This window comes from Pleionea sediminis (assembly GCF_007570825.1).
Taxonomy (GTDB): domain Bacteria; phylum Pseudomonadota; class Gammaproteobacteria; order Enterobacterales; family Kangiellaceae; genus Pleionea; species Pleionea sediminis.
In genome coordinates this window covers 69,926-94,226 of record NZ_SUNB01000003.1, presented here as the reverse complement: position 1 = coordinate 94,226, position 24,301 = coordinate 69,926, and the positions used below count along the sequence as shown (strand labels likewise).

General features: G+C 38.4%; 18 protein-coding genes. 11 read left to right on the top strand and 7 right to left on the bottom strand.

What is annotated here, in order from left to right:
* Positions 1-438 precede the first annotated feature (438 nt).
* From FAX86_RS14315 to FAX86_RS14295, 5 genes are all read left to right on the top strand, one after another.
* Complete coding sequence (locus tag FAX86_RS14315; protein WP_144394122.1) at positions 439-2,463, top strand: tetratricopeptide repeat-containing diguanylate cyclase; 2,025 nt, start codon at positions 439-441, stop codon at positions 2,461-2,463.
* Between the two features lie 168 nt (positions 2,464-2,631).
* Positions 2,632-4,395, top strand: a complete 1,764-nt coding sequence (locus FAX86_RS14310; RefSeq protein ID WP_144394120.1) for a CotH kinase family protein — start codon at positions 2,632-2,634, stop codon at positions 4,393-4,395.
* A gap of 59 nt (positions 4,396-4,454) precedes the next feature.
* Positions 4,455-5,234 carry a polyphosphate polymerase domain-containing protein gene (locus FAX86_RS14305; RefSeq protein ID WP_164503594.1) on the top strand — a complete coding sequence of 260 codons (780 nt, stop codon included), beginning with the start codon at positions 4,455-4,457 and terminating at the stop codon, positions 5,232-5,234.
* Between the two features lie 2 nt (positions 5,235-5,236).
* Positions 5,237-5,809, top strand: a complete 573-nt coding sequence (locus tag FAX86_RS14300; RefSeq protein ID WP_144394117.1) for a DUF4956 domain-containing protein — start codon at positions 5,237-5,239, stop codon at positions 5,807-5,809.
* Complete coding sequence (locus tag FAX86_RS14295; protein WP_164503593.1) at positions 5,802-6,935, top strand: porin; 1,134 nt, start codon at positions 5,802-5,804, stop codon at positions 6,933-6,935. The genes FAX86_RS14300 and FAX86_RS14295 overlap by 8 nt, the downstream gene beginning before the upstream one ends.
* 155 nt (positions 6,936-7,090) lie before the next feature.
* Here the strand turns inward: FAX86_RS14295 and FAX86_RS14290 are convergent, their stop codons facing one another.
* Genes FAX86_RS14290 through FAX86_RS14280 form a run of 3 tightly spaced genes read right to left on the bottom strand, consistent with a single transcriptional unit; the run spans position 7,091 to position 10,697 of the window.
* Entirely contained in the window at positions 7,091-8,461 is a 1,371-nt protein-coding gene (locus FAX86_RS14290; protein ID WP_144394115.1) for a sensor histidine kinase, read from the bottom strand.
* The gene (locus FAX86_RS14285) at positions 8,458-9,108 is read right to left on the bottom strand and encodes a response regulator transcription factor (protein WP_144394114.1); all 651 of its coding nucleotides are present in this window, start codon (positions 9,106-9,108) and stop codon (positions 8,458-8,460) included. Before FAX86_RS14285 ends, FAX86_RS14290 begins: the two co-directional genes overlap by 4 nt.
* A complete protein-coding gene (locus FAX86_RS14280) occupies positions 9,105-10,697 on the bottom strand; it encodes a response regulator (RefSeq protein ID WP_144394113.1) in 1,593 nt (530 codons plus the stop codon). Before FAX86_RS14280 ends, FAX86_RS14285 begins: the two co-directional genes overlap by 4 nt.
* 335 nt (positions 10,698-11,032) lie before the next feature.
* On the opposite strand from FAX86_RS14280, the gene FAX86_RS14275 reads away from it, so the two are divergent.
* The 6 genes from FAX86_RS14275 to FAX86_RS22525 all read left to right on the top strand — a co-directional run bounded on the left by FAX86_RS14275 (position 11,033) and on the right by FAX86_RS22525 (position 19,654).
* Positions 11,033-11,530: a hypothetical protein gene (locus FAX86_RS14275; RefSeq protein WP_144394112.1), complete on the top strand. Its 498-nt coding sequence runs from the start codon at positions 11,033-11,035 to the stop codon at positions 11,528-11,530.
* 648 nt (positions 11,531-12,178) lie between these two features.
* Positions 12,179-13,411 (top strand): OprO/OprP family phosphate-selective porin, encoded by a 1,233-nt coding sequence (locus FAX86_RS14270; protein ID WP_144394111.1) that lies wholly within the window; start codon positions 12,179-12,181, stop codon positions 13,409-13,411.
* On the top strand, positions 13,411-14,421 hold the full coding sequence (locus FAX86_RS14265; RefSeq protein WP_144394110.1) for a DUF3616 domain-containing protein: 1,011 nt from the start codon (positions 13,411-13,413) through the stop codon (positions 14,419-14,421). The genes FAX86_RS14270 and FAX86_RS14265 overlap by 1 nt, the downstream gene beginning before the upstream one ends.
* Positions 14,411-16,345, top strand: coding sequence for a methyl-accepting chemotaxis protein (locus tag FAX86_RS14260; protein WP_144394109.1), 1,935 nt, complete (start codon positions 14,411-14,413; stop codon positions 16,343-16,345). Before FAX86_RS14265 ends, FAX86_RS14260 begins: the two co-directional genes overlap by 11 nt.
* Before the next feature lie 163 nt (positions 16,346-16,508).
* The gene (locus tag FAX86_RS14255; protein ID WP_144394108.1) at positions 16,509-17,483 is read left to right on the top strand and encodes a fumarylacetoacetate hydrolase family protein; all 975 of its coding nucleotides are present in this window, start codon (positions 16,509-16,511) and stop codon (positions 17,481-17,483) included.
* Positions 17,484-17,764: 281 nt separating this feature from the next.
* Complete coding sequence (locus FAX86_RS22525) at positions 17,765-19,654, top strand: lectin OAA family protein (protein WP_205859214.1); 1,890 nt, start codon at positions 17,765-17,767, stop codon at positions 19,652-19,654.
* A 100-nt stretch (positions 19,655-19,754) separates the two neighbouring features.
* On the opposite strand, the gene FAX86_RS14245 is transcribed toward FAX86_RS22525, so the two are convergent.
* The 4 genes from FAX86_RS14245 to FAX86_RS14230 all read right to left on the bottom strand — a co-directional run bounded on the left by FAX86_RS14245 (position 19,755) and on the right by FAX86_RS14230 (position 24,298).
* Positions 19,755-20,477, bottom strand: coding sequence for a hypothetical protein (locus tag FAX86_RS14245; protein ID WP_144394107.1), 723 nt, complete (start codon positions 20,475-20,477; stop codon positions 19,755-19,757).
* 53 nt (positions 20,478-20,530) lie between these two features.
* Entirely contained in the window at positions 20,531-22,120 is a 1,590-nt protein-coding gene (locus tag FAX86_RS14240; protein WP_164503592.1) for a M23 family metallopeptidase, read from the bottom strand.
* 227 nt (positions 22,121-22,347) lie between these two features.
* A complete protein-coding gene (locus FAX86_RS14235) occupies positions 22,348-23,295 on the bottom strand; it encodes a GAF domain-containing protein (protein ID WP_144394105.1) in 948 nt (315 codons plus the stop codon).
* 277 nt (positions 23,296-23,572) lie between these two features.
* Complete coding sequence (locus FAX86_RS14230; RefSeq protein ID WP_205859213.1) at positions 23,573-24,298, bottom strand: response regulator transcription factor; 726 nt, start codon at positions 24,296-24,298, stop codon at positions 23,573-23,575.
* Positions 24,299-24,301: the final 3 nt, after the last annotated feature.

The following is a 24,301-nucleotide window of genomic DNA, read 5'->3' as shown; positions in this document are numbered from 1 at the left end:
AAAATCAGACATATGTCGCAAATCTCAATGCATAATTAACGCCAATATTTGATTATGTGGGTTAGTTGACATACGGCATTGCACTTGAGGTTCTTCTCAAGTGGTTCTTAGAGTCGATTATTGGTTGAGCTCCGTGGCGTCGTATGAATTTTCCTTCAAGTCGTACTCACTAACTGGCTGTTTTTCGGGTGAAAATAGGGAGATGGTCTACAATTTATGGTGTTGGTTTAGTCTAAAACTTAGTTTTTGTTCAAAGCTTATTGCCTGTTTCATGGCGAAGGTGTCAACCAATTGAGAATAATGCCCAATATCTTATGAATTTATCGAGTTTGATGATTCGATTTATAGGTTAGTCTGTTGAGAGTGAGTTCCCGATTAATAATTGCAGTGATCATCGTCTCCCATTTAGGGTGGCTAAAGATACATAGTGCCGAGAATTTGACAGGTTTAAGCTTGTACGATCAATTCAATCAAGTTATTCGAAATAAAAAGAGCGATGCAAAAGAAAAAGCCCGACAATTGGAGCAATTGTTTGAACAAGCAAGAGCCGTTGAAAATAAAGAGTTAATTGGTCTAACGCTTTATTTTCGAGGTTTGAATTTACTTTATTCTCAGCAATATCGAGCTTACCAAGAATGGTTAAGTCAATATTATGACTACAATAAGGAATTTCCCTCAACACAAAATAAGCTTTTTATTGAGAAACTCGAAGTCACTCGATTATTTTATCAACTTGAATCTATTTTAATAAAACGGCGGGGTGAAGCTCTAATCAATAGTATTGATATTGAGTCGTTAAAGTTTGATGAGGATCCACTGACGATTGAATATGACTTTACGATGACCGATGTTGCTGATGTATTAAATCTAATAGGGATTGCCGAACGTGATTTGGGGCTTTACGATGAAGCAATAAGACGATTTAGTAAGGCTCTCGAAATATATGAGAAAGCCAAGCAGACCGATGAAATTGCTGTTATTTACGGTAATTTGGCGACTGTTTATTCTTCTATTGGCGATATTGATTCAGCAATTAATTATAATCGTCGAGCCATTGACATCGCCAAAGAGACACAGTCAATGTATGGATACTTTCATGGCATTGCCAATCAAGCGGGGTATCTATTAAGTAAGAGCAGTTATGAAAAGTTACCGAACAATAAGCACTCTGTTCGTTCCAAATCGATTAGGGATGAGGTCGAGTCAAGTTTACTAAACACTTTAAATGATCCTCGTATAGAATCCTATCCCAGAATTCAAAGCGATATTTTATATTGGTTAACGTATTTATATCTGGATGATGGTAACTTGGATAAAAGTGAAGTCTATTTGGAGCGTCTTTATAAAAGTATTAATAATAGAAATGAAGACAGTTATCAAAAGCAAGTAGAAGAGCTAGAAGCGTATTTATTAGTTTTAAAAGATCAATATTCCGATGCGTTAGATTTATACGTTGCCGCGCTTGATTATTATCTAAAGAATAACAAGACTGATAAAGCGCTTAGTACGTTGCGAGAATTAAGTTGGGTGCATGAAAGAAATGGTGACTATCAGCAGAGTCTTGAATATCAAAAGAAGTACGCCGATTTGTTAAGTGAAACGTTTAATGATAAGCGAACAACGATATTAAGTATTGAGCAAGAGCGAAATAATGCGAAGCTTCGAGAAAAGGAAATCATGATTCTCGAAGAAAAAAATCGACTTTCTGAATTGAAGCTTACTTACCGAAATCAAGCGTTGGCTGCATCACTTGTATTCGCAGTGCTTATCATACTCATTATATGGGGACGACTCAGAGCCAAGCATCAACTTTCTCAGCAATATCAGAAAATGAGTTATATTGATGCATTAACAAAGATAGGTAATCGTTCATATTTGAATGAGAATATTGAACGAGAGTTAGCTAGAGTGCTCCGTGAGCGCGATCGACACTCGGAAGAAAAGCTCGCTATTCTTGCCATCGACATCGATTATTTTAAAGACCTTAATGATAACTACGGTCATGATGCAGGTGATCGAGTGTTAATTGAATTTGCCTCTCGACTTGGCCATGTAACTCGCGAAACCGATCTGCTTGCTCGTTGGGGAGGAGAAGAATTCATTGTAATTGGAAGAGTAAAAAATAAACATGAAGTGGCTGCCTATACCAGCCGCGTATTAAGCGAAGTCAATAAAGAGCCTTATAAAATAAGAGATGGTCTTTATATACAGGTAACCTGTTCTATAGGTGGAACCATTTTTCCTTTTTTTAATACTCGAGAAAAAGAACCCCGATGGGAAAAACTTTTGGCGCTTGCCGATCTGGCATTATATCGAGCAAAAAATGCCGGCAGACGACAGTGGATTGTTATTGGAAACTCTAATATTCGTGACGTACAAGACTTGGAAAACATCCTAAACAAAAAGTTAGAACTTTCAAATGCGATTGAGCTGGATCTCGTATATGAAATGAAACAGCAATAAATGAGCGTCTAAGCCATCATCCTTGCATCCCAAATTTGAATTAAATAAGTTTTTGTGAATGATCGTATTTGCTCTTATTTATTGGGTTAATGTTGTCATACATTCCTACATACAGATTGTCATATCCTCGTAATACTTCTTGCTACAATCAAAAAAATGGAAGCCATTATGAATATGTATCAAATATTAAAGGCATTAAGTTCAATCACCAAAATTATCATTCTGATACCTTCAATAACCGTCTTGTTGGCAGGGTGCACTGAAGGCGAGAGTTCGCAGGCTACCGGACAAAACCTTGGTGGAGATGGTGATGTTTTCGAAAAAGATCGATTACTAAATATTGAAATATTTATGTCCGAGAAAAATTTTTCCGAACTGAAGAGTGAAGGGCGAACGCTAGCCAGCGCTTCTCGAGATTGCGTTCCTGAATTTGAATACACAGAATTTAAGGCCAAGGTCGTCATCGATGGTGTCACCGTACCGAAGGTTACTGTTCGAAAAAAAGGCTTTTTGGGATCGTTGAGCCCGACTCGACCATCACTGAAAATCGATTTTGACGATCGTGTTTCAGGGCAAACCTATCAAAATCGGAAACGAATGACATTAAATAATAATCGCCAAGATGTTTCGAATGCCAGACAATGTCTTTCTTATGCGATGTTCGATGCAGCAGGAATAAAGGCACCACGATGCAACTTTGCCCGAGTGACCGTAAATGGCGAGGACTTTGGTGTTTATACTCATGTTGAACCTATTAAAAAACCATTTTTGGAAAGGGCTTTTGGTAACGATGAAGGTAATTTATATGAAGCGCAATTGGCCGATTTTGGTGAGTACTTAAATGACAAATTTGAAAAGAAAACTAATGAACGTGAAAATGATAGAAGTGATTTGACGCGTATTTCTAACTTATTTTCTCTGTCTAATGAAGCTTTTGTTGAAGAGGTCGAACAGGTTATTGATATTGATGAATTCATTTCATTCTGGGCTATTGAAACATTAATTGGTCATTGGGATTCAGCCAGTGGCAATGCGAATAATTTTTACATTTACTTTTCTCCTATTGATAATAAGTTTCATTTTATTCCGTGGGGCGCTGACGCAAGCTTTTCTCCTATTCACTTTACGAGACCCGGAACGGGACCTGTGTATCGAAATTTTAGGTTGGCTGAACGACTTTATTCCATTGAGATGTATCGTAATCAATATATTCAAACATTAACTGAATTTATGAATTTATATTGGGATGAAGAAGCGTTAACTTTAGAAGCTAAACGTATCGCTCAGCTGACAAATACGCCGACCGAAAATCTTGAAACTTTATTGCGTTTTATTAATGGCTCCGATGTATCAACAGACGACGCTTCAGTTTCTATATCACAACGAGAACGTCTTAACTTAGCCATAACCGGACAAGATATTGGTAGTGAACCTGAATTGTTAAAAGATGAGCCTCTTAACTGTGAGGCCCCTGTTAAGTATAACTTAACTGCACACGCAGTAGCGAATAATGGTACTGATACAGGTGAGTTCCGCTTTACACTTCCCTCGGGACATCAAGTTAATGCAAGTATAAATTTAGCGAGTTTAAATGTGGATAGCATTGTAATTCAGAAGGAGCAGTTAACTAATCCAGCTGTGATGAGCATTTTGATGATTGGTGCAGATAGCAATGACTTTTATAAACCTTACGTATTACAAGCTTTTATTGAGGAACCTCAGTTTATTGAAGGTACTCACAAGTTTCATGCTTTTGCCAACAATATCATTTTGTTCGAGGTTGATGAGTCATTACCTATGGGCGTTAAAACAATAGCTCTTGGTGGAACAGGAGAGTTCATTATCGAATCTGTTTTTATAGGTGAAAATCAAACCGATATTAACTTACATATCGATGGTAATATTGAATTTAATGAAAATGTATCTGAATAATGATTGTTCTTCCGAATTTTAAAAAACACAACTTGGAGCAGCAAAATAAAGCTGCTCTGATGAAAAGGCAGGAAAGTAAGTTCTTATTGCCACTCGATATACTGAGCTCATATTTAAGTGAGCTTTCAAAGCAATACAGTTTGTTGGCTATAAATAAAGATTACATGTTTTTATACAACTCAACCTATTTTGATACATCGGATATGAAATTTTATAATATGCATCATAATGGCGCCTATTCAAGATACAAAGTACGAGTCCGTCACTACCTTTCGACAGGTGCTCGGTATCTGGAAGTAAAAAAGAAGGACAATAAGGGAGTATGTACCAAGAGCCGGCGGTCGCTAATTGCTCAAACAGCGATACATTCATTAGACGAATGGATCTCGAACGTCTGTCCAGTTGAACTTTCTTTATTGCAACCGTCAATAAATATTCAATATCAACGAATGACTTTAATGAGTATGGTTGATAAAGAGCGTGTCACCATTGATCTAAATGTTTCATTTGGTTCATTAAGAAATTTCAAATCACACCAACTAACCAATAATGTCATTGTTGAGGTGAAAAGAGAGAAAAATACCAAGGATTCTCTCGCTTACCAATTACTTAGAAAACGTGGGTTTCGTGAAGTGTCTCTAAGTAAGTATTGTATCGGTTCTGGCTTAACTCAAACCGGAAATATTAAGATTAATCGGTTCAAACGAATATTGAATAGAATCAAGTCAATGAAGCATGAAAGAGTAAGCGGGGAAACTAGATCCGATATGGATCTAAACCGTGATTTTAGCACAGAAGATAATCAAGAAATGTTATCCACTATATATCAAGGGAGGTAAAGGTGTTCGATTCTGACTTTTTATGGCGGCTAACGATATCCTCCATATCAATTATTATTCTCGTTCGTTGTTATTTTCATTATTCACAGCATAGAAATAATACCGCAGCATTTACTCTATTTGGCATTGGTGTTTTTTTGGTGACCAGTTTGCTGCATAACGCTGATGTTTCGATGGGGTTTGCGTTTGGCTTATTTGCTATATTTTCAATGCTTCGGTATCGAACAGAAGCCATTGACATTAAAGATATGACCTATTTATTTTTGGTTATCACCATTGCTCTGCTATCAGCTGTTGGGAAAATTCAACACTGGGAGCTCGTCGGGTTGAATATTTTTATCATCGTTGTAGCTTTTGTTCTGGAAACTCGCTGGTTGCTTCCCGCATTTCTAGAAAAAGAGGTTGAGTATGATGTTATCTCTAACATTAAACCAGAAAATAAAAGTCTATTGATAAGTGATCTCAGAGAACGAACGGGACTTGATATTATTAGAGTTAAAATTATTTCTATTAACTTTCTAAAGGACACAGCTATTTTAAGGCTTCACTATGCAGCGGGAAAAGACAGTGATTAACAATTATATTTTATATGGAGTTTTAATAACGAGCTTATCGGTCGCATACGCTGAACCGGAAAGAGTTGACAATAATAAAAATAACAAGGAAAAGTCTTTTATAAAAATAGATGGTGATATAATTCTTGGTGCAGAAATTTTTAATGGATTCTACAATCGGGAAGGGGAGAGTCAACAAGAGTTGGTGTTGCGACGAGGAAAACTGGGCATTGATATTGACTTCAATAAAAACTGGAAAGCACAGATTGAAGGTAAAGTTGAACAAAATGAAGATGACTATGAAACAGAGTTTGGTGATGTTTATCTTGAATATAGAGGTCTAAAAAACACTGAGATAACTCTGGGCTATATAAAAGAACCGTTCGGGTTTGAGCGATTGACCGGAATTACCAAGGTGCATGCGGCGGAACGTTCAATATCGACCAATGCTTTTTCACCAGGAAGAAACTTAGGTTTCTCCTGGAGTTTCAATAAAAAGTCGTGGACCAGCGAATTTGGTTTCTATCAAGATGAAATAGATAATATTCGAGTTAATGCATTAACTGGTCGTTTAACGACCGTCTTAACAATGAGTGACACAACGTTTATGCACTTTGGTATTGCGACTTCTCACAGGGATCTTAACCAGTCGGTATTTGAAGTAAAGGATCGAGGTGGTTTTGTGACTGCAGATAATGTATATCGAAGTATTGAATTTGTCGCTGATAAATCCAATTTATTAGGATTGGAGTGGATGTTTCAATCCAGTCAGTTGACCATTATTTCAGAGCTTTTTAATCAGTCAGTAACATACATAGATGGACGAGATGGGTATTTGCATGGCGGTTATATTCAAAGTAGTTTTTTTGCTGATGATACTAAGTTACGCTATAAAAAAGGGAAATTGAAATCAGTAAAACCTGCTTCTGATATTAGTTGGGAATGGTACATGCGATTTAACTGGACCGATTTACGTGATTTGGATTCTGGCAACGTTAATGATACTTATGAAGTCGGCGTCAATACTTACTTCGGAGATTTCGCCATTTCTAAACTGGCATTAATAGCCTCTAATATAGAAGGGCAACGGTTTAGTCCAGAGAGTAATGGTAAAGGAGTTAATTGGCGTATAACTTATTTATGGTAATTGTTTACCGTAACAATATGATAACTAATAGCCATTAATGCGATACTTTGAGATAGATTAGCCCTTATTTATAAGGGCTAAAGAGTTGCTCCAAGTATTTCGATAAGTTTTAAACCGACAAATCCTGTAAGCTAGATTTTATAAGCATGAATAGTTTAATAATCTGCTGAGCATGGCAGAGAAAGCTGTACTTTCGTCCAATGTCCCGACTTGCTGTAAATATTTAATTGGCCATTGTGATGTCTCATAATAGTTTGGCAAATGCTCAATCCAAGCCCAAGTCGCTCAGGGGTGTCGCTTGAGGTGTAAAATGGATCCATGATACGCTGTAAAGCGTCATCTGTAATACCAATTCCATTGTCTTGAAAACTTAGTGTGAGTTCATTGGATATGACTTTAGAATCAATTTGTATTTCGGGTTCATTGTTATTGCTCTTAACCGATAATGCTTTTATTGAGTTTTGCAACAGGTTAACTATTAATTGCGTAAAAGCAGTTGGGTAGCAGTTTATGGTTAAGTTTTTTGCCGTTTTGTTGACTATTTTAATATTCGAGAGCTCATTTCGACAGAGGCTCAGCGCGTCCTTGAGTAAAGTATTGAAGTTGGCTGGTTTCTTTTCTTGATCCGGCTTTTCTTTGGCAAAGGATTTTAACTCCTCCACAATATTAATAACTCGGTTTTGTTGCTGGTATGCATCGTTGAGAGCTTCATCGAGTTCTTTAATTTTATTAATACCCTTTGCATATTGAATGGCTTGAATTGAGCTGTTAACAGGGTTGATTATTTCGTGAAGCAGGCCTGAAGCCATGTGACTAAGAGCTTGATGCTTTTGTTGTTGAATTAATTGTTCTTCCGTCGCTTTTAAGGTCTGTAGTACTTGCTTTAGCTCATCGTTGGTATTTTTTAATAAAAACTGTAACGCTAAAATATTTCGGAATAACCAGCGATTAAAAAGGGCTGAAGCCGGTGATACGATGATAGCGCTTGTCATTAACCAGTTGGACAAAAGTTTAGCTACATGGGTATAGGGCGTTATTATGTCTGGAATCAACAGGGTAACGACTACTAGTAGTAGTAAACTTATCATGACTAAGATTAAACTGTGAAATAGCGATAAGGTAATAAACCCAACGGAAGACAGGAAGAAAAATAAACCGAGTAAAGGAGCGACTTCTCCTTTTTTTGCCCAGTATTCCAGGTAGCCAAAGAACGCCATGGTAAAAAACATAAGATAGACAATTAAGGGCGACTTTAATCGGAGTTTCGTGGTGCGGTGTGCTACAGCAAGAACTACTAATGAGAAAATATAAACATAGACAAGCGGATGAATTTTTTCCCAGCTGCCAAGGGTCTGTGCTTGCATAAGGACAAATAGAATCGCCCCAATAATGGAAATGAATAAAGACAAATCTCCGAATAGAGGACGTAGTCTTAATTGAAGGTTACGAGAAAAATAATCTTCAAACTCTTGTCGCTTTTCATGGGATAACGCATTGAGTTGTTGGCTGGCGGTAAAAAAGATCATAGGCTAATGTTTCTAGTGTATCGGTGCATAAATAACATGAGCTCAGGAATTCGCTCAAAACCCATTTTTACCAGAATACGTTCTTTGTAAGTGTGAATTGTTTTGTTAGAAACGCCCAGTGAGTCGGCAATGTCTTTTATGGAAACGCGTTGAGCAATTAACTTTGCAACTTCTTGTTCGCGTTCTGATAAATCGAGAAACTTGCCGTGGTCTAATATTGGATCCGTATTGGGTTCTCTAAATTGCTCTGCATCAATATAGACTTGACCTGATTGGACATAAAATAATGTCGTGATTAAATCTTTGATGGGCTGAGTTTTTGAAACTACCGATTTAATACCCGCCTCTAAATAAATAGAAAGCCGTTGTTGGCTAAACTTTTTGTCGACTAAAAGTACAATCGATAGCTCAGGAATGCGTTCGAGTAATACTTCGGAAATGGTTAGGCCATCATTGTCTCTTAAATCTTCCTCTATCAGAAGAATGGATGCTTGGCTTCTGGGTAATTGAGAAATGGTTTCTACACCGCTATTCGACTCGCCCACTATTTCAAAATCTGGTTGCAACAATAGTTGATACATTAAAGCTTCGCGGTATAAAAGTTTATCAACTGTCACATAAAGCCGATTCTTAGAGTGTGAGCTCATAGCGGCTGTTTCCCAGAGTCATCGTCTTTAGGCAGCCGAATATTTAACCTGAAGCTGCCTGTGTCCGGAATGAGCTCGATGATATTGTTGGTTAGAGATTTGAGTATTATCAAAAATATAACAGCCGTTTGATATTCGATAAACGGTTTTGATACTTGAGTGATAGGATCAAACAATCCCTTATAGCAGCGAATCGGATTTTCAGTATTGGTTGAGAGTCCGAACGAGCCTTGTTGAGAGAGCGGACTAAATGACGTTGTATGTGAATCTGACTGTGCAGATAGAATTTGAAAGATCGTGAGAGCTTTCCTGATTATGGCGTTATGCGACTCATTTAAGGAGAAACTTTGCTCTTCAGTTATTCTTTCTTCACTTAACTTGGATTGGAGTTGTCTCAGTTCCGATGTTTGATGGTGACTGGGTAAAAAATGGATTGATGCTTCGTTTACAAGGTCAGACATTAGTTGCTTTATTTGCGTTTGACTCATCGTTTTCAACGGAGTGAGGAGTGAGATTATAGTCTTTACCTGAGTGGTGATCTCTTCGATTAATTGGTTTTCAAGAGATGTGTTTTCGCTGGCGCGAACAGCTGATTGAATATTGCGAAGTGTCGAATCCGTCTGAATCTGTTTGAAGAATCGATGACATTGTTCAAAAACCTCGGATTCACAAAACTCGTCAATTAGCTGTCCAATGCAAGTTGATAAGCGTTCCAACCGAGTTTGATAGATTATTTGATAGGCGGTCACAGCTTTGTCTTGTTGTTGCTTATTCTGCTCACATTCTCTCTCATAAAGCGACAATGCGTCTCGAATCAGTGTTTGAACGGCATCGGCTTGCCAGGGTTTTTTTAAATACTGATAGATTTGACCTTCATTAATAGCGCTAAGAGCGACATCGACATCTTGATAGGCTGAAGTTAGGACTCGAATGATATTTGGATTGGCCTTCCGTATTTCTTTTAGCAGTTCATCACCTTTCATTCCTGGCATCCGTTGGTCACTGATGACGACGGCAATGTCATGATTGACTTCGCGCAACTGAGCTAGCGCTTCTACAGCACTCGAAGCTGTTAAAAAAGGAATATCAGGTTCACGTTCTTGCAGCTGCTTAACAAGGTATTTTGTTGCCAGAATTTCATCGTCGACGATGAGTACACCGGGATTGGTAAGGGGCTCACAATGTCGATTCACGACTGAAGTGGATGATAGATTAAATTTAGCTTCATAGACATCGGATCGAATCCGACCAAGATCATAGGGCGCGGAATAGCATTTCTTAATGTTATGGTGCCGCAATAGCTGTTCAATCGTATTAATATTAATGGACTTACCCATAATAAAGATGGGTAACGACGACTGCGTGCTTGTTGCGTTTAGAAGAGGTGATTGGAGTAGGTTGTCGGTATTATCGTAATCTAAAAATAGACAACAGTAATTCGTTGATGTATCGATTAATTGCAGTGCTTGTTCGTCGTCGGTACAAAAATGAATCGTAAAGTCGAGTGAAAACTGTTCTAAAAACCAATCTCGATCGATTTGATTGTCGTAACGATATACTAGCGTCGGTTTTTCATCGAATGCGCTCATCGGCCACCGGTTGTGTTTAGCTTAAATAAAGCTTTGTTTTGTTAAAATTTGGGATAATTTGCCATAATATCAAAGACTGGCTAGAGTTGTGTAAGAAATTCCTACAGATTTAGCAATCCGTCAGCGAAATTTTCAGAAATCGAAGCTTCGATATTTTTGATTGGATTAGCAACTGCCGAGTCGTCATTGAAAGCAGGACTTAATTAATAGCAGGACATAATTAATAACAGGACATAGTTTATAACGTAATGTCGAAACGCCGTTCAGTGATGAATTTGCTACCATAATGAGATGCTCTACACTTGTTAAATTGTAAATGATAGATTGGGGCTGAAATGATTAAACGAATAGCAACACTTTTAATCTTATTTTCACCACTGGTTTCAGCAAACGATGTGTCCGGATTATGGACGGGCTTTTTTACTTATTCGCACGCTGAAAATGCACCGGTTGGAATGTTTTCACTAGTTGTACTGCGCAAAGGCAATGAATTTAATGGCAAAATCATAGAGCCGGATCCCGAAGGAAAGGCATCAGCATTAGTTGCAGATGTAAAAGGATTTATTTCTGGTGATAATTTACTGTTTACAAAGCGTTACGATGGCACCGGAGGACGGTCGCACGAGGTTACCTACAACCTATCATATAAAGGCGGATTAATGAGAGGTTTTTGGCGAATTGGTGAGCGCTTATCTGGTGGAGTTTTATTAACAAGACAAGACCCCGAAAACAGTCTCAAACACTATCAATCACTATTCGATAAAATGAATCCAAAAGGGAAAAGTAACAATACAAAATCTAAAAGCACGAAAAGCAATGCTGATAAAGAGTAACTGCCCTGAGACTCGGTCGTGCCGTCTCTGATATATTCTAGGCTAACATTAATAGTAAGGTCCGTCGTGTCCGATAAAAATATTGCAGTACCAACTTCGCCATCAATATCAACAGCTCCGAGAATTATGGTGTGTTTGAAGGAGTTTAAATCCGAATTCGTATTTCTTGTTCATTTTTCCCAAATTTCTCTCTTTGTTGGAATGCCAGGTCGTGTTAAAAAGGTGAGTTTGCCTCATCGATTTGAGCAGAACCGTCTTCAATATCCGTTACGGTTTCCCTCAGATACTGGGTTATTAAAAGTCATAGCAGTAATTTGAAAACTATTGGTGAATTACACTAAATGTATGACCTATCGATTATCTGATTTCTTGATAAATAAATTAATGAGATATTTATACTGGGATTGTTTAAGCTTTCGCTTTTGGTTTAGACAGTCAGGTAATTAAATCTATTTTTGATATATATCAAACAGAATAAAGCCGCAAAAACTCTCCTTTTCGTATTGTTTGTAAACTACTCATATTCAGTTGAGCTATCTGCATTATCAGACTGATATTTAGGGAATAAATTGAAAGTTGTTCTATAGTTTATGGAGTCTTGATGTATCAAAATTTAAAAACAAAATATAACTGACAACCGAGGTAATTATGAAAGCGATAGTAATTTCGAGCATATTGGTAATGCTCAGTACTTTGGCCCATTCATCATCGTCGATAAAAGGAGAGTTCAAAGACAGTTACATGATATTTAATTCAGCCGATGGCAACTATCAGTTTAAGCTTGATGGACGAATTATGTTGGATTTTGGAACGGTCGATAGTGATGAAAATCCCGATATTATTGCAGATACCGATTTTCGTCGTCTAAGATTATCTATTAAAACCATGTTATTTAAAGATTGGGCTGCAGAATTCGATCTCGACTTTGAAGGTAATGAGGTTGATACCAAAGATATGTGGTTATCTTATATGGGAATTGATAACTGGAATTTTAAGATTGGTCATCACAAACCTAATTTTAGTATTGCCGAGGTTACCACCTCTCGTTGGTACACTTTTATGGAAGTACCGACCGCTGTTGAGATGTATGGCCCAAGCCGAAGAATAGGAGTTAGTGCGAATCATTGGCAATCCGGTTTCTTCGCCGGTTTGTCGATATTTGGCGATGAGGCGGATGTCAATGCTTCCGATTTAGAAGATGACAATGATGGTGTGTCAGAACGGTTCGGTTATTCGTTCCGTGCCGCCATTCGACCATTTAACTTTAACTCGAATGATGCCAAGCGAGTACTCCATCTGGCCATAAATCATATGTTGAACAAACCACAATCGGAAGATGAAGATGAATTTCGATTACGCAGTCGGTTGGAATCAAAGGTGGGCGATTATCGATTCCTTGATACTGGAAATATGGGTAATGTCGATGATTCAACTGTCAATGGGATTGAAGTGCTTTACCTGCACGACAATTGGTTTGTTCAAAGTGAATATTTTAGCAGCGAAGTGTCTTTTACAAATGGTGATCCCAGTTTTGACTCGACGGGCTATTATGTTCAAGGCAGTTATTTTTTAACTGGCAGTGGACGCTCCTATGGGTTTGATGATGCAGAGCTTGGCGCAGTGAAACCTGCTAATGGTCAGTCTGACATGGAAATAGCATTACGTTACAGCGTTTCTGATCTTGATGACAGTGGTGCCGGAATATTAGGTGGACAATCCGATATTATTACTTTGGGATTTAATTGGTATTTAAATACCAACATTGTTATACGAACCAACTATATCATGGCTGATCTCAATGAAAATGCTGATGGTGACGGCGATTTTGTCGGTAACGATAAAGTTAACATGCTAACGGCTCGAGTTCAGGTGATGTTTTAATGAGAGGTATTTACATTGTTTATGCGCAGCTCATTGTAGTGAGCTGCTCTCTGATTTCTTTGGCGACAGCGAAAGAATTTAAGGTGGTTGCTTCTGGTAAAACGGCGCTTTATGAGTATTACGGCGTGGAACTGCAAGATTTAAGTAGTGCAGCTTATAATGGTAATGGGCGATTAGTTTTAGGATTTGATGGTGGGCGAAACGCACAACATCCTGAAGTCCGTGTTGTCGACGTTACTAAGCCGAATAAGAAAGCTTTGTTACTTGATCGACAGATTGTTCAAAAAGATATCGAAGGTATGACTTTTATTAATGATCGTGTTTATTTGATATCGAGCTTGAGTCAGACCAGCGAAGAAACAAAAGATTTCCGAATTTTATCGAAGATGACTTTAAATGATGATGCGACAGAGGTTGCATCTGAAGAGTATGTTTATTTAAGGGAGAGACTTTTGTCAATTCTGGGAAAAGAATTTAAGAACGATGCCTGGTTTAGTCGAATCTCTTCGTCTTTTGGAAAGTTGGGTGGACTGAATGTTGAAGGTTTATCAGCCAGCGATAAAAAAGGGCAGTTGGTGATTGGATTAAGATCGCCGCTTTGGCACAAAAACTTTGGTGCTCCAAGTTTTGGTCCATCGATGAAACTTAATGTTGGTGAAGCCATTTTAGTTTTTTATGACGATCCTTTCGATGCCGAGAGTAAGGTATCTGTTAAAACGATTGATTTAAAAGGGCAAGGCATTCGAGGTATGGAGTACTCTGCAAAGTTGGATGCCTACATTATTATTTCTGGAATGGCAGAGAAAGGAAATCTTTATCGACTTTGGTTGCTCGATCGGTCATCTTTTTCATTAACTGAACTTAAAGTTAAAGGCTTTGACAATTTGTGTCGTCCAGAAGCGATTGCAGTTGTTGATGAAGAGTCTTATTTTTATATCCTAAGCGAGGAGTCAGGCAAAGCTTGTCAAAATTCAACAGTCACTTACTTAAAAGTAGCCTATGGCGATTAAGCGATTATCGAACAAATTAACGATAATATTATTACCCATAATATTTATTGGGCTTGCTGTTCAGCTGTTCTTTTCGGTGGAGCAAAATACCCAGCTTATTATCGACTCAGTCGCAAAAAATAACCACGATAAATCCGACTTAATCAATAAAAACGTCAGTACCTGGATATCCTGGTCTTATTCGACCCTTGAAAGCCTGGCAAAAAGCTCTGACAGTGCCAAGGCACTTAATAATGACAGTGATGCAAAAGAACGCCTGGTTGAATGGTTAAAGCGATCAAAGCAACAATTAAAGTTTCGTCATATCGCCTTGCTTGATGAGCAAGGTAATGTTGCCGCCACTTCTAATGATAATAAATATGGAACGAGCTATGCGAAGCTAGATTATTTTAATGAAGTGTTAAGAACTCAACGTCCTTTGATTACCGATCCTCGTCTAAGCCGAGTCGACAATGCTCCTCTTGTTACTTTTGCATTTCCCGTTGAAGGTAATGGTGTTATGTTCGGCTCGTTACCCTTGGGCGATTTTTATGAACGTTATGTGCAACCTAACGAGACGCAAAACAGTAATCAATTGTATATGGTATTTACGAAAAGCTGTGAAGTTTTAGCGCATCAAAACCCGAAAAAAGTGCTGTCTGACGACAACGAAGCGACACAGGTTTGTCAGTCAGCGAATGAAAACTTTGAATTTTCTTATGCCGAAAATGACTATTTAGGTACAGTCACTCAAGTTGAGTTAACCGACTGGAAAATTTTAGTGGCGTACGATAAAAAGTCGATATCGAAATCAGTGTACGAAGAAACTTATCGTATCAGTGTCGTTAGCCTTATAACCATGATTGTTTTGGGTTTGGTGTTGCACCGTCTTACTACTCACTCTATGGCACCCATTCAAACGCTGGCTAAAACATTAGACCGATTAAGCCGCGGTGATATTCGGCTGAGTCAAAAAGAAGAAAAAACGATGGAAGGTATTTGCCGACGAGCGGATGAAATTTCAATTATCGCTCAGTCGACTCAATTACTTATTGAATCCATGAAACAACGCTCGATAGTTTTGGATGCGATTGCCTCAGGTAACTTAACAGTGGATTGCACGCCTAATTCAGACTCGGATATCTTAGGTAACTCAATACAAAAGATGGCAAACAACTTACACGACTTACTTGCCTCGGTAATTAATCTCATTGTATTTGTCGAAAATGAAGCCGAAAAGCTCTCTCGAAACAGTCTCTCGTTAACGGAATCGTTTGCTGAAGAAAAACTGATGGTTAATCGATTGAACTCAGTATTAGAAGAAATAAGAGAAGATGCAAGTACCGGTGTTAATTTGTCCACTTCTTCTGGACAAGCCGCTGAGAAAGCGTACGACTTAGCTGTCTCGGGTAATGAAAAGTTGAATGAGTTGAAAGAAGCTATTGATCGAATTCGAGAGTCAGGTAAAAAGTTGGTAGCAACAATGGGGGTTATTGATGATATAAGCAATCAAACGTCGCTTATTGCGTTAAATGCGGCGATTGAATCAGCACGGGCCGGTGAGTATGGCCGTGGATTTTCTGTGGTTGCTGACGAGGTACGAAAGTTAGCCAATGATAGTACCGATGCGACGAGTAATAGCAAAAATATCGTTGAAGACAGTAATGCCGCGATTGGTTTGGGTGAGGGGGTTTTAGCCGAAACTTACGATGCTTTTAACTTGATTTTGGCTCAGGTGACTGAGGTTACGAAAATGATGGCTGAAATTCAGTCGTCAAGTAAAGAGCAATCGATTAAAATCGATCAAGTAAATCGGGACTTAAACAATATTACATCGGATGTTGAATCCAATGAAGTGAACGTTATTAATTCTGATACGATGGTTAAAGAATTAACCCGTAAAATTTCTGAGTTAAAGGAAATTGCCTCCGTTTTTAAAATTTAGAAACAGTCCCATCTATTCTTAAAGTTATTTTTAACTTTGAATCATCTAAAAAAGCCGCAACATATTTTAGTTGACTCAAATAATAAATTGTCACCTGCTGATTTTTCTCCAAAAGTCTTTATAATCACCCAATCAATAAATTTAAATCTGTGAAAATTAAAATATGCATCGAGTTCTTATATCAGCATTATTTATTTTAACAACGGTATTAATTGGATTGATTTACTTGAACCGAGATTTACCTAACCAGGCCATGCCAGCAACTTTACACTGTTTGAATGAACAAGATGGTGAATTTTTAGGAGAGAGTATCAGGTTTGGGCAAATCTATGGTATAGGGCTGTCTTATGCCAATCATATCAATGAAACGGCTTCTCGATTTCAGCTTGATGCAAGTCCGCCGGTTTTTAAAAAATCATCAGCCAGTTTAATTTCTTCTCAGTCGAGCGTCATCATTCCTGACGAAGTTACTCTACTTCATGCTTTACAACCTTTAGAGCCAGGTATTGAACGTTTATTGAATGACGAAGACATTGTTTTACAGTCACTGGTGGACCATGAAGTGGAGTTAGCGTTAATTGTATTGGAGGATTTTACTGCTCAGGCAATGCAGAGTGAAACGTTTATTCCTAAATTAGGGTTTACCGTTGGAAATGATCTGTCTGCTCGTAGTATCGCTGCTCTAGGTGAAGGAAAGGAGAACCGATTCGACTACTGGGGAGTCTCAAAAAGTTTTGATGGTTTTTTGCCTCTGAGTAAACCAATATGGCGACCAGTTAATGAAAGTCATAACAGTATACCTTGTGTTGAGCTGAAGACCTGGGTAAATGGTGAGCTGCGACAAAGTGACAATACCAAAAATCTTATTTATACTCCTCGACAAATGATTCAGTTTATTCTTGATCGATATCAACTTACGTCAATGAAACGTGGCGATGTTATTTTAACAGGGACTCCTGGCGGTGTTATTTTAACCGTTCCACGATGGAAAGCGCGATTAGCGCAAATGTTAAGTCTCAATCGGTTTACCAAATTAAGTGCAGTACAGGATACTGCGAATCAATTTTTACAAGAAGGCGATTCCGTTACAGTGAGTGCTGAGTGGCTTGGAGAAATTACCGTGACGCTCAATAAATAACAATGTTAACTAATGAAGTGAGATTTTTCTAAGGACTCAAGATCTCTGAGATATACGAATTTATTATATTTTATGGAAAAGAAAAAGGCTCAATGGATTTATGAACTAAGTTATTAGCTGGTAATTAGATAAACGTCTTAAGCAATTGCGCCAGCAGTTCTGATTCTTCTTTTGATATGAGTTAGAGAAATAGTCTTTTGACTGTTTTAGGTTTTCCACATTGTCGTGCAAAGCTTGAGAGGTTATTTGAGTTTCAGTTAAAACACAATGGGAGATGGAAAATGTCCGGTTATCATTTGACGTTACAGTTAACGAATAATTTTAATGAGTTAGTTCCTAACGGTACTGACTATTTCAATCAGCATTATTCCGATAATCAAGTTTGGCTGTTCTTTCTCAATACAAGCGGAAAAATAACCTATACCGATACAAAATCTGGAGATGTAAAAACAGTCGCTGACTCTAAGTCGATTGCGCTTAGCGATATTAAGGGGCATAAACTAACTCTGGATAAAGGCGAAGAGAGCACCAAACTTTTTGTCGGATTAGGTAATACTTGCCCTTTTTCGAATGCGAATGGTCCAGGGTTATTTGATCAAGCGACGCCTTATGGTGTAATAGAGTGGACCATTAAAGGCAATAGTTACGATAATGTTGATGTCAGTTATATTGACCAATTTTCTTTTCCTACTTCATTAATTGTGAAAGACTCACAGAACAAAGTTAAATTGAGTTCATCGTTTATCCAAGGTACTAAAGCACAACAGTTAATTGATGCTTTTAAACTTAAAATATCCGGCGAGCCTGTAGGTCCTGCAGGTGCTGAATATCCTACCAAAGGGAATGTTGGTTACGGTCCCGCCGTTGATACAATTTCTGATAATTCTCAAGCGGTACGCTGGGTAGGTTCTTCGAAATACTGGGTTTCAGGGCCCGACAAAGAAAAGTTGAGAAGCCTTTATATTTATGCGCCAAGTTTTTCGAATTATTTAAGCTTCCTACAAGACAAAGAGCCACAGAATACAATTAAAATTTATAATAAAGAATCGACGATCAAAGGATGGTATCTAGACTATTCTGGTAATAACGGTTACTCCGGTTATTTGTCGATAACGGGGGATGCTAACAAAGGATTTGGTTTGGAAGTTCATAACATTCGTGTAAACACTTGTCCAAGTGCTGCAAACAACTGGGCAATGGATCCTGCCTCTGGCACAGCAACAACCGGTAAAATAACGATTTTAGCGAATGGTTCAACGATTCCTTTCGATGCGAGCAGTAACGTAAAAGGTGATTGGACGGATGCTGTTATTTACTCCGGAGCCGCTGTGCAGGGTGAAATAGGTGCGGGACCAGTTGTGATTGGTACCGATGATTTTAAATTGGATCCAAAAAACTCGGCTAACAATGGTACTTACGTTGATATCGTTGCAACATTTCTAGCAACCATAAGTGCAGCGATGGCAACAGGCTTATTGGGTAGTCAATTATTTTTAGATAAATATAATGATGCATCAGATAAAAAATCAACGATGTATTGGTTTAATACCATGACTCGAGCGGATTCATTATCGAAACTATTTGACAAAGCCTGGCCCAATAAAACCTACTACGATCCCTATTGGGCAACCTTGTCAGCTTTTACGGATAATCAAGGCTATCTCTCTCCTTTTAATGACCGTTGGTCTTTTTTTAGTCCCGATTTAAATCTTGCCAATAACGATGTTATTGAGTGGCAACTGGGTATTCCATTGACGAATTATCAATATAAAGTTGAAAATCAATGGGGCGGTGATAAAGCTCCATGGCACGATGGTGGTCAATGGGTTATGGGATGCCGCAAAGATCAATTGATGACAATGTTAAAGGTAAGTAGTTCTGATAATGGACAAACATTGGAAGGAACCGTAACTTATGTGGGTGAAGGGCCGATTGCCTTTAAAGCAGAACGACTCGAACAAAACATTTATAAAACTTTTACTCAGTGGGGTGGTGATAATGCGCCATGGCATCCGGCGGGTACCTGGTTCATGGGTTGTAGAGACGATCAAAATGTTGTGGCTATTAATATTCAATCAGATAGTGAAGGAACAACATTATCCGGTAGTATGACGTATGACAATGAGGGCGAAATAGGGTTCAAAGCAACTCGTGTTAAAGTAGAACTTTAACAATCGAATACTCATGTCAATTGTTTAGAGTTGTCACTCTTGCCCAGAATAAAAGTCTGGGCAAGAGAGTTTGTTTGAATTCAACGATAAGTAAACTTACTTAAAAGCTACCATCTTCTGCCATAGCTCGTTCGCCATCGTAGAAATAGTCTGCTGTATTATTATTTAATAATATCAGTTTTAGCGCATCGCCTGATGAGTCATTAGAATTCGCAAACGCATAAGAATCCCACCAAGGTTGCGAAGTCATACTTTGGTAAAATTTCTTAAATTGGACTTCGTCATTGGTACGTAAATTTAGAGTGCAGTATCGTGACTTGCATTTTAGATGTTCCAGAACAATGGTTGAGTCATTAAACTGATAAAAGAAGTCTGTAATGTGAGACTCATATTGATATGCTGAGTCAGAAAGATGATCACTATTATTAAACTCGAGCATCATTTGCTCATACTCTGAGCTTTCAATTTGTTGAACAAAGAATTTTGCATCAGGAATGGCTTCCTGATTTACACGCTCTGAGATGTTTTGTTGAGGGATCACAACTGTATTGGTTGTTTTCCCCTTTGATGTTGATTTTTTTGTATTCTGTGCAAACTCTAGCGATGGCTGAGTGATATCAGGTTTTTTTTCGGCAGCGATTGCGTTAAGTTTGTCCGCATCGCTCGATGGCGTTATCAGGTTTTCTACATCTGAGTGAAAATGCTGAAGGTGTTCCGCGGAGACGTTATTTGTTGGAGTTGAGAATTTTGCGATCGTAAAGCCAGCAATAAAACTAGCACTCATTAACATCCCGGCGATTCCAATTGATTTGTAGTTAAGCATTTTGCGATTCCATAAATTAATAGGGTGGCTGATAAATCAGCCACCAATTAAAGTTAAAGTTGTATGATAAAGTTTTTCGTCCAGACACCAGCGAAACGATGATAGTTGTATCCGTCGATTCCTGCGATAACATCCGTCAGATAGCCATTGCTTGTGTAACTATTGAAATAGTTTTGGAAGCCGCCTGACGTTTGACCGTGTCGTGCCGTCCAAAGCTTGAATGGATATTGAGCGAAGATAGCGGTGTAATACGCGTTATTGTTGTGCATATACGCATTCAAATAAACGGGACGTTTACCTTGCTCATCTTGTTGCATTACTTTGTCTTGATAACTTGAAGAGTTGATCTGAGAGCTAATTGTCCATTGGCCAATATTTGTTTTATCGTATAATGTGGTGTAACGTCGCTGACCATTGTTTGATAACACAGAAACACTGACGGGACTTAAACCTAAATTTTTTGCCTGATTCATTGCAGTTATATGTTGCGAGTAAGAAATATCATGTCGTGCTAAAAAGGTTTTGTTTTTCTTCTCAAAGATGACACTGAATCTTGGTCCATATGCACTTTTATGAGAGTCGACATGAACAGGAACGTAACCATCTTCTATTGCATCATCAAAGGCGTTTTGATAGCTCGTTGATGATCGACCAACATAGGCACGCCAAGATATATTGGCAGGTCGCCAGATCATATTGTAATAGGTTCGACTGCCAACATTATAGCCATCAACCCACGTCATTTTATATCCAGAATCGGCTAAGTGATCAAACAATGCCTGAAAACCTGCAGAACCAAATCCATGGCGAACGTATTGAGAACCAACCGTTCTTGGTGCCCATAACAATCGACTACCTGAAGGAATGGTATCACCGGCAAATCGCGTCCAGGTTCCATAGGGATTGCTATTACTAATGGGCGAAGAAATTCCGCGAGAAAAATAAATTTTCTGACCAACACCGTTACTATTTTGCAAGTGAATGTGCAGGTGTGGTCCCGTTGAACTTCCGCTGTTACCGACACGACCCAAATACTGGCCTTTTTGAATGGTCACTTGATCGGCTTCATCAACACCAACATAAGTAAATGAGTCTTGCCCATTAAGCGGGGCCGGGTAAATGGAGTCATTGTTTGGGCAGAGTTGACTGCTGATGGTTCCTGGAATCATATGGGCGTATAACATACGTGTTCCATCAGTGTGCTCTACCCATAACATGTTGCCACCGCCGGGAATTAATCCAGCTTTGAAGTCACTATGTAGCCATGGTTTTGTTCTGTCTGAGTCACCCGATAATTTCGGACGAGGATTCTCAGGTGCGTTTCGCCAACAACCAACAATCTTACCGCTACGCATTGCGTAAATGGGTTTGTTATAAACGATTTTTTTACTGTTGGTTGGATTGTTTTTATAAGCGTCAACAGTCCCATAAACCGATGTCCAACGATCGTTAGTAAAGTCGTAGCGTCTCGCTGAAATGTCGTAACCATGTTGCTGTGAAGTCGTTACTGCGTGATCTCGCGTATAAAGTTTTTCGTTATCTGAAAAGTTTTGCCCTTTAAATGGCATGTTATAAAGTTCAGCCGATGCGGAAGCGCAAAGTACTGCCGCCAGCAAACAACCTGTGTGTTTTAGTAGTTTCATTATTTCCTCCATGGTTTATGCAAAACAATTAAATTGCCAGCACAGTGTATGAATCCACAGAATTTAAAACTGCTCATAAAGTGCTAAGATTTGGGTGAGTAATATATCGGATGGAAATAATTTCAAAAAAAACGGATAATGGTTCGTTACGAACCATAAACTTTTACAGAACGATAGTAAAAAACAAGTTCAATTGATTGTGGGCAAGAAAGGAAAGCTACTTTTATTTAACGATGTTTGGTTTGTCGGCATTCTTCGCGTAACCAGAGTTGTGCGACTAAATGATTTTTTGCCAAAGATTGATGTCGTCGAAAGGTACTGAAGGCCATATTAAATTCGTCAGCCAGTTGAAGTTGAGATTTTTTCTCTAATAAATATCTCTGATTGAGTAAGCGTGCCCACAGTTGAGTTTTAGAATGTTGCGCCATTTCATCAACAACTTCTGAAACTTCTTGTCTTAACACATCAATCTTTGTGAGAATTGAATGGTTTGTGGTCTCTAGCAACAAACAATCTTTAAGAAACTGAGTGTCCCAGCGATCCGATTGATGAAAATTTTTGATAATCGTATCCATCTGATTCAAGAATTCTTTTTTTTGTATATGTTGCCTTGGTAAGTTCTCGACGTGATGTTCTTCATCGGACGTTGATAATTGAACAGACTGACCTGCAGACAGATTATGATGTTTTTTATCAATAAAAGCGGCTATTCTCGGTGCGATGATTGCCGAAACACTTTCCATAAACCATTCGTGCTCTTGCTTAAAAAAGTGGGCTTCGGGATGTTCTGAATCAATAACACCAATGACCTGACCTTGGTATCGAATGGGAACTGCAATTTCCGATAGCCGTTGCTGATCGTCAACAATATAGTTTTGTGTTTGAGAGGTGTCTGAAATAATTAAATTACTTGCTGTTTGAGCTGCTGCTCCTACAACGCCTTCTCCTTCAGATAAAGATAATGGCGAGAGGACGCCAGTATTCTCACAATGTTTATTGCCGTGCGCGACAAACTGCATGAATCGATTGTCGGCATTTCTCAGATAGATCACATTGTCGTCAAGTTGTAGTCCGTCAATGATCGTTTGGCAGGCATGGTGACACAGTTCATTCGTATCCTTACTGGAATCGACTTGGCGGCTGAGTGAAGCAACGTTTTTAAGTATGTTATCCATTAGCGAACAGTTCTGCCTTATATGTTAGATAGTAAATTAACACAAGGTAAACGATTGAACTTTGACAATATTCCTCTTTCCAATGTAAGCAATGTCTTATTTGTGGTTAATTAACTCAAGAATCAATATGAAATATTGGCTCATAAGTTGTGCAGAATAAAGTATTGGTAGGATTTTGCTTTAAGTTTTATATTTTTTCTAATCTATCAGAACAGACTAGGTAGCAGAGCGACTCACGTAATAATCTGATCGCCGCTCAATTAATGTTCGATAACTATCATAAAATACCGCAGCGAGTCGCTAATAGAACGGCTTCGGTACGATTTGATGCATCCAACTTGCGGATAATCGAACTGACCAATTCTTTCACACGATCTTTCGAAATAGATAACAGTTTTGACATTTCAGGATTACTCAACCCTTTGGAAAGTAAATTCAAGCATTCATTTTCACGTGGGGTTAGTTTAGGCAATTCAAATAATAAACTTGGATGACTATTGACCAAGCGGACAAAGTAAAGTTGGGCTAATCCATATATTTCGGTATATCGTTGTCGACAATAATCAGAAAAGTTACCGATAGTTTCATCGCAAGACAAATGAAAAATACCTTGGCCTCGGTTACTATAAACCGTAAAACTCAACCCATTATACAGTCCCAAGGTTCGTAGCTTCGATAGAAAAAAAACGCAGTGTTTGGATTGGTCAAGTTCTTGCCAAATTGTAGGGCGGTGATAGGTGCTCATTTTTAATGTACGATTCGTCACCAACCATTCTTGATCGAAAAATAAATGTGTTTCATTTTTCGACATGTTCGTGATGCATTTTTGTGCGGGACCTCTGCTGGTTACAAATGTGCGGTCGAAACCTAGCGCTCGCATTTCGTCGAATAAAATATTGATAAGCTCCGGTGTTACAGAGCGATTGTTTTGTTTTACAGCAGACAGAATATTTGGGTGGTTGTTCGATCCACTGTTGATACTTTTGTAAGAGTTTAAAGCCATCAT

Excerpts from the sequence above, each read along its gene's own strand:
- FAX86_RS14310 (WP_144394120.1), top strand. The coding sequence starts at position 2,632 with ATGAATATGTATCAAATATTAAAGGCATTAAGTTCAATCACCAAAATT.
- FAX86_RS14305 (WP_164503594.1), top strand. The coding sequence starts at position 4,455 with ATGAAAAGGCAGGAAAGTAAGTTCTTATTGCCACTCGATATACTGAGC.
- FAX86_RS14290 (WP_144394115.1), bottom strand. The coding sequence starts at position 8,461 with ATGATCTTTTTTACCGCCAGCCAACAACTCAATGCGTTATCCCATGAA.
- FAX86_RS14285 (WP_144394114.1), bottom strand. The coding sequence starts at position 9,108 with ATGAGCTCACACTCTAAGAATCGGCTTTATGTGACAGTTGATAAACTT.
- FAX86_RS14280 (WP_144394113.1), bottom strand. The coding sequence starts at position 10,697 with ATGAGCGCATTCGATGAAAAACCGACGCTAGTATATCGTTACGACAAT.
- FAX86_RS14275 (WP_144394112.1), top strand. The coding sequence starts at position 11,033 with ATGATTAAACGAATAGCAACACTTTTAATCTTATTTTCACCACTGGTT.
- FAX86_RS14270 (WP_144394111.1), top strand. The coding sequence starts at position 12,179 with ATGAAAGCGATAGTAATTTCGAGCATATTGGTAATGCTCAGTACTTTG.
- FAX86_RS14265 (WP_144394110.1), top strand. The coding sequence starts at position 13,411 with ATGAGAGGTATTTACATTGTTTATGCGCAGCTCATTGTAGTGAGCTGC.
- FAX86_RS14260 (WP_144394109.1), top strand. The coding sequence starts at position 14,411 with ATGGCGATTAAGCGATTATCGAACAAATTAACGATAATATTATTACCC.
- FAX86_RS14255 (WP_144394108.1), top strand. The coding sequence starts at position 16,509 with ATGCATCGAGTTCTTATATCAGCATTATTTATTTTAACAACGGTATTA.
- FAX86_RS22525 (WP_205859214.1), top strand. The coding sequence starts at position 17,765 with ATGTCCGGTTATCATTTGACGTTACAGTTAACGAATAATTTTAATGAG.
- FAX86_RS14245 (WP_144394107.1), bottom strand. The coding sequence starts at position 20,477 with ATGCTTAACTACAAATCAATTGGAATCGCCGGGATGTTAATGAGTGCT.
- FAX86_RS14240 (WP_164503592.1), bottom strand. The coding sequence starts at position 22,120 with ATGAAACTACTAAAACACACAGGTTGTTTGCTGGCGGCAGTACTTTGC.
- FAX86_RS14235 (WP_144394105.1), bottom strand. The coding sequence starts at position 23,295 with ATGGATAACATACTTAAAAACGTTGCTTCACTCAGCCGCCAAGTCGAT.
- FAX86_RS14230 (WP_205859213.1), bottom strand. The coding sequence starts at position 24,298 with ATGGCTTTAAACTCTTACAAAAGTATCAACAGTGGATCGAACAACCAC.